The 8,501-nt window shown below is 33.3% G+C and carries 7 protein-coding genes and 1 pseudogene; 4 read left to right on the forward strand and 4 right to left on the reverse strand.

Features of this window, described 5'->3' with window-relative positions; translation table 11 throughout:
- Positions 1-95: 95 nt before the first annotated feature.
- From ACFIKD_RS05380 to ACFIKD_RS05395, 4 genes and pseudogenes are all read left to right on the forward strand, one after another.
- On the forward strand, positions 96-2,471 hold the full coding sequence (locus tag ACFIKD_RS05380; protein ID WP_375647412.1) for a mechanosensitive ion channel domain-containing protein: 2,376 nt from the start codon (positions 96-98) through the stop codon (positions 2,469-2,471).
- A complete protein-coding gene (locus ACFIKD_RS05385) occupies positions 2,465-2,737 on the forward strand; it encodes a hypothetical protein (RefSeq protein WP_375647414.1) in 273 nt (90 codons plus the stop codon). Before ACFIKD_RS05380 ends, ACFIKD_RS05385 begins: the two co-directional genes overlap by 7 nt.
- Before the next feature lie 564 nt (positions 2,738-3,301).
- Complete coding sequence (locus ACFIKD_RS05390; RefSeq protein WP_375647415.1) at positions 3,302-4,309, forward strand: outer membrane protein; 1,008 nt, start codon at positions 3,302-3,304, stop codon at positions 4,307-4,309.
- Positions 4,310-4,978: 669 nt separating this feature from the next.
- A pseudogene (locus tag ACFIKD_RS05395) lies at positions 4,979-5,998 on the forward strand (tyrosine-type recombinase/integrase).
- Positions 5,999-6,070: 72 nt separating this feature from the next.
- Here the strand turns inward: ACFIKD_RS05395 and ACFIKD_RS05400 are convergent.
- The 4 genes from ACFIKD_RS05400 to ACFIKD_RS05415 form a co-directional block, all read right to left on the reverse strand.
- Positions 6,071-6,685: a hypothetical protein gene (locus ACFIKD_RS05400; protein ID WP_375647416.1), complete on the reverse strand. Its 615-nt coding sequence runs from the start codon at positions 6,683-6,685 to the stop codon at positions 6,071-6,073.
- 5 nt (positions 6,686-6,690) lie between these two features.
- Entirely contained in the window at positions 6,691-7,152 is a 462-nt protein-coding gene (locus ACFIKD_RS05405; RefSeq protein ID WP_375644685.1) for a hypothetical protein, read from the reverse strand.
- Positions 7,152-7,919, reverse strand: a complete 768-nt coding sequence (locus ACFIKD_RS05410) for a hypothetical protein (RefSeq protein WP_375644686.1) — start codon at positions 7,917-7,919, stop codon at positions 7,152-7,154. Before ACFIKD_RS05410 ends, ACFIKD_RS05405 begins: the two co-directional genes overlap by 1 nt.
- A 375-nt stretch (positions 7,920-8,294) precedes the next feature.
- A partial coding sequence (locus tag ACFIKD_RS05415) for a hypothetical protein (protein ID WP_375647417.1) occupies positions 8,295-8,501 on the reverse strand: 207 nt, incomplete at its 5' end.

The following is an 8,501-nucleotide window of genomic DNA, read 5'->3' on the forward strand; positions in this document are numbered from 1 at the left end:
CTTTTATAAGATTATTCTACAAAAGTTGAAAATATCTGCTTTATACCATATTAAAGAGGGGGGGATAAAATCCTTTTTGTGCGCATAAGGTAGATATGTATTCATTTTGTAGAGAAAACATCCACATACTTTTCCTTCTTTTGGGGATTACCTTTGTATTTAATTCTGGTGCATGGGGGAATAGGGGGGCACAAAATACAATTGTCGAACAAACAATAGATTCTTATTCAGTTGATGAAATTATTCAACAACAACAGTTGATTATTGAGACTCTTGAAGAAAATAGTGAAACTTTAAAAAGAGATTTTGACAGAAAGTCAGAAGATGAGCGTTCTTTAGAAGAATTGCGGTTACGTGCACAAGATATCAGTGAACGTGCTATTGAGGCAGCATTTGTTTTGCGTCTTCCTCTTAATGAGATTAATACACTTCTTGATCAATTAACGGAGATCCATCGTGACGTAAAAAAACTGAAAAGCTCAGTGAAAGAGTATTCTTACTTGATAGAGCAAAAAGCTAAAATTAACAGTATCATGCTTCGTTTTGAAGAAATTTTCTTAGCGGCAAATAGAATAGCTGAACTTTCTATTTCTCAATCTCGGGAGCTTTTTAAACGCACGCTTACGTATAGGCTTGAGTTTTCGATTCCGATGGTTAAACAGCTCGCCCAAAAAACAAAAGAGGCTTCATCAGATTTTCTTTTGTTGTTAAATTCTTGGTGGAATTTTATATTTTATTTCAAGTTGTTACAACTATTTCTTTCCTTTTTAATTCCACTTTTTATCACTTTGGGTCTTTCGTATTTTTCTCGAAAAGTTCTTGTTCATGTGTATTGCCACTTTAGGAAGTCTAATGAGGAAATATCTTATTTACAACGCTTATTGATCGCCTTTATTTCAGTTCTCTTACCTTCGCTTATATGTACTTTTTGCGTTTATCTTGTGTTGTTTTTGTTTCGTAGTTTTAACTTAGATCTAGGTAAGCTTACAACAGTTTTTGATATGATAGGTTGTCAGATTATTTTAGTATTTTTAATCAATCGCTTAGCAATTGTTCTTTTATCTTCGAATATGCTCCATGCGCGTCTTCTCAGTATTGCACCATCGTCTGCTTATCAATTAGTGATTTTACTCACTTCTTTAGCGGGTGTGTTGGCATTTGATGCTGTTCTTAATAGTATTTATCAAATTATTTCAGCGCCTCTATCTTTGACAATTGCTAAAAGTTTTATTGCTGTTTTTTTTGTAGCGATATTGCTGTTTATAATATCATTTGTACCTTTGCGATTTAGACGTAAGCGTTTTCAAGGAGAAAAAAAAGAACCATACTTTTGGCCATTTTATATACGCATTCCTCTTATTGGCTTGGGGTTACTGCTCTTTGTGTTGAATCTTTTAGGTTATGTTGGTCTTGCACGTTTTATTATGCAGCAAATTATGATTGGTGGAGCATTTTTAGTTCTCATGTATTTAGGAATACAAAGCGCTCAAGAACTTGGAACTAAAGGCCAATTTATGAAAACAACGGTTGGTCATCTTTTGATGCAGAGGTTTCATTTAGAAGAAAAAACGATGAATCAATTGGGAGTTTTTGTGAGCGTTTTTCTCAATTTATTTGTTGTTGTATTTTGTGCAATGCCAATTGCTGTACAGTTTGGATTTTCCTATTCTGATTTGAAAGCAGTATTGTGGCAATTGGTTACTGGTTTTCAGATTGGAAATATTACTCTTTCTTTGATTTCTATTGTAACAGGAATTATTTCTTTTTGTGTTTGCTGGTTTCTTATTCGCCGATTTATTGGTTGGTTAGATAGTGTGGTGTTGGTTCATGGAGAGTTCGATTCTGGTATACGTAATTCTATCAAAACAGTGATAAGTTATGGAGGCGTTGTTGTGTCTGCTTTGACGGGATTGTCAATGGCAGGTTTGGATCTTAGAAATTTCGCTCTTATTGCTGGAGGACTTTCACTTGGTATAGGTTTTGGTTTACAGAATATTGTCCAAAACTTTGTCTCTGGACTTATTATTTTAGTTGGAAGACCATTTAAAATAGGAGACTATATAGAATCTGGATCAGTAGGTGGTGTTGTTAAGCGTATTAGTGTGCGTGCAACGGAACTTGAGACCATTCAGCGTAAGACGATTATCATTCCCAATTCAAGCCTTATTAATAACAACGTTAGTAATTGGACTAGACGTAATAAAGTAGGACGAATTGATATACCAGTTACTGTATCATCTAAGGTTGCTCCAGAGCATGTTGCTGAAATTTTGTTGGAGATTGCTTTTGCGACAGAAGGCGTTTTAAAAAATCCTACCCCGCAGGTGAGTTTTACAGCATTTGATCATAAGAGTTTTTCCTTTAATTTAGCTATTTATGTGCCTAATATTACCTCACCTTCTCATGTAACCAATGCTCTTCGATTTGTCTTATATAAGCGTTTTGCTGAGGAAGGAATCTTAGAATGCTGAAATATATTTATGCTTTGATTACAGTTATTCTGTTGAATATTTTTACCATAACAGCTTTTGCCGCAACAGTGAAGAATACAGATTTAAAGGTACAATCTCTCGTTGTTATCGAGGGAAGTATACCTTCAAAAGTTTCTTTAAATACTCATCAAACAATTACAATTTGTATGAAGGGATGTTTTATAACTTTTCCTAATAAAGACCGTTTTGCAATAAAGGCAGATGATAATATAGAAATCAGTCGGGGAAGAGCAGTTTTTAAATAAAATGATTGAGAATTTTTATTTGGAGACAAGATTTAGAAGGATAATGATATTGTCGTATTAATAATCTCATCCTTTAGAAAATGGTAGAAAAAAGGTATGATTTTAGTATAAAATGGGTGTATTTTTTAATACTATGTAGAATCTACAGTATGCATTTTGGATATAAGAATATTGAGGTATTTATAATATTTTTAATGAATATCGATTTTTTTAAAAATAGTTACATCACTTTTAGAATTTTTCTCACGAAAAAAGGTGTAAAATATACTATTTTGTGATTTTTTTTGCGTTTGTTTTGATACACAATGTTTTATATTTCATCATTTAAAAAATATAATAAGTATTTTTATTAAATATTTATTATTTGGAGTATTCATTATTCTAATATTTTAAAATTTATTTGATAATATTAAATTTTGATGTAAAGATATATTAATCTAGTGATAGATTTAAATGTAACTATAAAGGAGTACATGTGATTTTGCAGCATAAGAATTTATAAAACTTTGTTTTTCTAAATGTGATTTTTGATTATATTTAAATTTAGCAATGGGGTATAATTTTATGAATACAAAATTTATAACAGCATCTGTTTTTTCTTTAATTTCACCTTCTATAGTACAGGCTGCAGATGTGGTGGCTCATGAAGAGCCAGTACATGTTGCCTCAGAAGTTGTTGCTTCTTCACCTTTTTCTTGGGCAGGTATTTATTTCGGGGGGCAAGTGGGTGGCTTTTCAAGTAAGACTTCTGCGATAACGCGTGATGTTGATATTCCTCTCTATCCTGATGAAGAGAGTAAAAGTAAACCATGGATACCCGTCGAGAAACAGTATATGCCTGAGCTTTCTGGATTTATAGGTGGTTTTTATGCGGGTGTTAATTTTGATCTCGGTAATAATTTTATTGTGGGGATTGATACGGATATTCTTTTAACGGAAAAAAAGGATACAAAAACAAGATTTCAGGCTGATGAATCGAGTGTTGGTGGCCCTGGCACTGGTGGATCGGGTACTGAAGGATCGGGTACTGAGGGATCGGGTACTGAAGGATCGGGTACTGAAGGAGCGGGTACTGAAGGAGCGGGTACTGAAGGAGCGGGTACTGAAGGAGCGGGTACTGAAGGAGCGGGTACTGAAGGAAAAAGTCGAAAAAGGGCAAAACTTGTCAGTAGACAGGGTAGAGGATTGTCTCGCTCTGTTGCAGAGGATAAAGACAGTTTAACTTTTAATCATACGTTAAAACAAAAATGGACAGGTGCTACACGGGTGCGTGTTGGGTTTTCTGCGGGGCGTGTGATGCCTTATATTGCTGGTGGTATTGCTTATGGAAAGTTTCAAGATATTTTGTCGACAGTAATTACGGGAGGTGAGCCCTTTAATAGGACATCGGATGCAACAAAAACGATGATTGGTTATACTCTCGGCGGTGGTGTTGATTTTGCAATGACAGATCATCTTGTTGTGCGTGCGGAATATCGTTACTCAGATTTTGGTAAAAAGAAATTTAAAGACGAGATTGAAGTTAAGTATAAGACGAATGATTTTCGCGCAGGAATAGCTTACAAATTCTAGTTGTGTAGGATAAAGGAGCTTAAATTTAAGAGGTCCTATCTCTTTGATAGGGCCTTTATTTTTTTTATGTTATGCATTGTAAATGCTATTTTATAGTGAAGAAAGGGTCTTTGATTTTGAGTGATGATGAGGAGATACGAAAGAATTATTAAAATTCTTAATTGTTAAAAATGAAAATTCTTTGGTTCACAAGGTATAGTTAAAATATTTATTTGCAAAGAAGGAATGATTCGTTTTTTGTATTATTACGATTATCACATGATAATATCGTTATAGCGTTAAAAAAGTAAACTTAAAGATCATTTTTCTATCTAAACAATTAGAAGATAAAGAAAATTCACATAGAGTGATGCGGATGGTGTGCACGTTTATGCACCAATTTTTTCCCTTAGAATTCTCTACAATATCACCTGATAGCGCGGTTTATCTTTTTTCTATTTAATAACTAATTGTTTTTATTTTATTTATTAAATTTTCTTTTTATATAATCTTGGTATCAGATGAAAGTGCTCCAAGCACGATTCAAAAGGTGGCTTTTAAAAGGTGGTTCGAAAAATAAGAACATGTGATAGACTATTAGTCTTATCTGTAAAAAATCTATCTAAAGGCAAATATGCTGACAGAGCTGGTTTATGGCTTATAAAAATTGCATCAGATCAAGGATGATGGATTTTTAGGTTTGACCTCAATAAAAGACGACGAGAAACGGGATTAGGCTTTTGTAGCAATGTATCTTTAAAAGAAGCACGGTTCAAGGCTTCAGCTTGTTATGACTTTTGGGATCAAGGAATTGACCCAATTCACCAAAAACAAAAGAAAATTTGCGTCGGGCAAGGGGGTGTTTCTTTACGAGAAATTGCCTCCAGTGCTTTTGAAGCGAAAAAAAACGAATTGAAAAATGAAGAAAAAGCAGCAAGGTAGTTAACATCTCTTGAGTTATATGTTTTTCCTAAATTTGGTGATATGCCAATCACTGAACTGACGCAAGTCGATATAAAAGGATGCATTTCTCCTATTTGGAAGACAAAAAATGAAATAGAAAGTAAAGCTCTATCCCGCGTGAATATAGCTATAAAACATGCGGTGGCACTTAGTATAGATGTGGATATGCAATTGATACCAAAAGCAAAAGCTTTATTAGGAAAGTTTATTCAAAATACCCAAAATATTCCAGCAATGCCATGGAAAGAAGTACCTAAGTTTTTTCAATCTTTAAATGATGAGCTTGTATCAAATCTAGCCTTAAAACTTCTTATTTTGACGGGTGTTCGTTCTATGCCAATCAGGCATATTCGGTCAGAAGAAATTTATGGATCAATATGAATTATTCCAAAAGAAAATATGAAGGGGATTGTTGGAAAGGTTTCTGATTTTCGTGTGCTGCTTACAACTGAAGCGCTTGCTGTTATTGAAACAGCAAAAAAAAATAGAAAAAATGGTTTTTTATTTGCTGGGAGTTCTGGAAAGCCTATATCTGATATAACACTTTCTAAATTTATGAAAGACAAAGGTTTTGATTATAGACCTCATGGTGTTTGTTCAAGCTTACGGGGCTGGATAGCAGAAACAACGTCAACACCGTTTGAGATTGCAGAATCTGTTCTTGCGCATTCAGTTGGGAATTCAGTGACGAAAGCCTATATGCGAACAGACTTTTTAGCGCAACGGCGTGTTCTTTTAGAGCAGTAGGCTAGCTTTATATCGGGAGTGGTTTGACAAAATATTCAAAATCATTAAATCAGAAATATAATCGCTATTGCTTTATCGTAATGGCAATCCTAAAGCTTCAAAGAGTTGTTGATATCTTTTTTCAGTATCAGCTATGAGTTTATCAAATGAAATCACTTCTATATAGGACTCGTATCTTTTGTGATAACCAAAATATCCCATATGATCACCCGCTTCTGTTAAATCCCAACGTTTGCAACACTCTTGTATTTTTTCAGTTAGATCACAGATGACATAACAGTAACCAGGAACTTTTCCGTTCAAATTTATTGGACGCCCCTTTGGGGTACGTACTTCACCTTCACGAATTTTTTCTAAATAAGTAAAGACCTGCTCAATAGGATCTTTGTCGGTACCAGATTCTGCATCATTTCTCATTGGACGCTTTATTTCCACTATAGTAAGAGACGCCAAAGTAGGAGATGTTGAATTCTCTTTATTGTCTGATACTAATAGAGGAGTACAATAGGTAGAATTGTCATATACTTCTAAACTACATATATCAGGTCTTTCCTTATCCGTAGACCCTGTAAAAGGGACTCTATTTAATGGAAGATCAGAAGCTAAATAATCATGAAATGCTAATTTTTCATCAATCAACCATAAATTACAATTATTCATAGCAACAGAGTCAGAATCGCACTTCATGGGCACTATGAGTTGATGAATAACATTTCTTTAACATATCTTTCTTTGCCATCATCTGTAGAAAGAGAATTTAAAGATTCTTTCAAAAGCTCTATAATAGTCTTTCTATGGCATAAGTAATTAGCCAAATCGGACTTTTTAAGATCACCGACAGCGTTTACATATTTATTAATTCTTGCAGCGTACCGCTCTGGATTTTCTTCTTGTTGAACTGCTAAAACATTATGACCTTCTTCTAAAATTTCATTTTCTACTCTAGCAAGACATTCATGCAAATGTAGTTCCAATTTTTTATCATTTATTTTAGGTGAAATCATATAGTCATTGTCAGTCAAATAGTTTAGGAGTGGACGATAGCGTGGTACTTTATGTGTGAACTTTTCAACTATCTCCTTACTGTTTTGAATGTTTTGCTTTAATTCTACAGCTAAATATTTTTGAATTCTTTCATAAATGGCTTGTCGCATTATCGGAAATGATATTTTTTTCCTTCAAATAAATCTTCTTGTTTATCTTCAACATTTTCTTCAATATCAAAGCCTATTCTTTCAGAACGTACTCTTTCATCTAAAAAAAGAGAGCTTACATAACAAGAGTAGATAAATTCACCTATATCATCTTGCAGTTTTGATTGCATACCCGGAATTTTCTCAGATAACTTTTCTTTTGTAATAGCTCTATTGCCTGCACAAAAACATAAAGCCTGATTTTCTAAAGGTAAGGATCTAAATTTAATATGCATAATAGAAAAATTATAATTTTCTATTTTTATTTTTTCATTTAAAACGGCTCCATGCATGCATTGTTCATATAGATCATTCAATAATATCTTTTCTGTGTCATCTTCAATAGTTATGAAAGGGAAACCACCAATCCTTGCAAAATACCAGAGACAATGTTCTAAGAGTGCTTTTGCGATAGATTGTAGTTTTTTAGGAATACGATTTTTATATTTTTGGTTTAGACCTGTTAACTCAACAATAGTTTCTCTCTTCGTACAATTATCTTGAAATTCGTCTAATTCTTTTATACCTGCAACAGCATCAAATAAAAATGTGCGCCCTTTTAATCCTCTATCTGTTTCATAAATACTCCTGATTTTTATATTATCAAAAGCTTTAAGCCATAAAAGTCGTCCTATACCATGGCAACCTTTATCTCTTTTATGATCTGAGTCTAAAGTTTCAAATGATTGAAAATTATGATCATTAAAGCCTGTACCATTGTCGATCACTTTAAAACCTACAATTTCTGTCTCATTTAGTTTTTCTGTATCTTTGTCAAGTGGTAGTAAAGGTCAGATCGTATGATTGAAATTATAATGTGACTTGAGGAAAAATCATTTCCTATTTCTTCAATGGAATGAATAGAATTTACAACTGCTTCAAAAAGAGGCAGTAGAGCATGATTTTCTGGTAAAGATGTATTTCTTACGCGGCCACTTAAATTTGTTTTCATTATCCATCCTGATCTATAAAAGACAAGAAATTGTGTTGTTTTACGGAGATTTGACTTCCTCTTCATTCTTAAAGGATTAAAATTTCGAAACTGTTCATATCAAATATAGTTTATTAGAAGCTTTAAATTCATGAAATAATTAATTCAAAGATTAATTATTTGAAATCCACTGTTTTAAATGTGCGAAGATATTGTCTATCGCATCCATAAGGCGTGCAAAATCAAGGACCAACAAAAAGATAAAAAACGCTATCCATTTCATCAAGCGAGACATCATTTTCACACTTTTGTAGGTCATGATGATTTCTTGAAGTATTTCTTTTTCTGCTTCTGTAAGCTCTATATCGTCTTGTGTTTT

Source organism: Bartonella sp. CR84HXZ (assembly GCF_042194535.1).
In the GTDB taxonomy this organism is placed as follows: Bacteria; Pseudomonadota; Alphaproteobacteria; order Rhizobiales; family Rhizobiaceae; genus Bartonella; species Bartonella grahamii.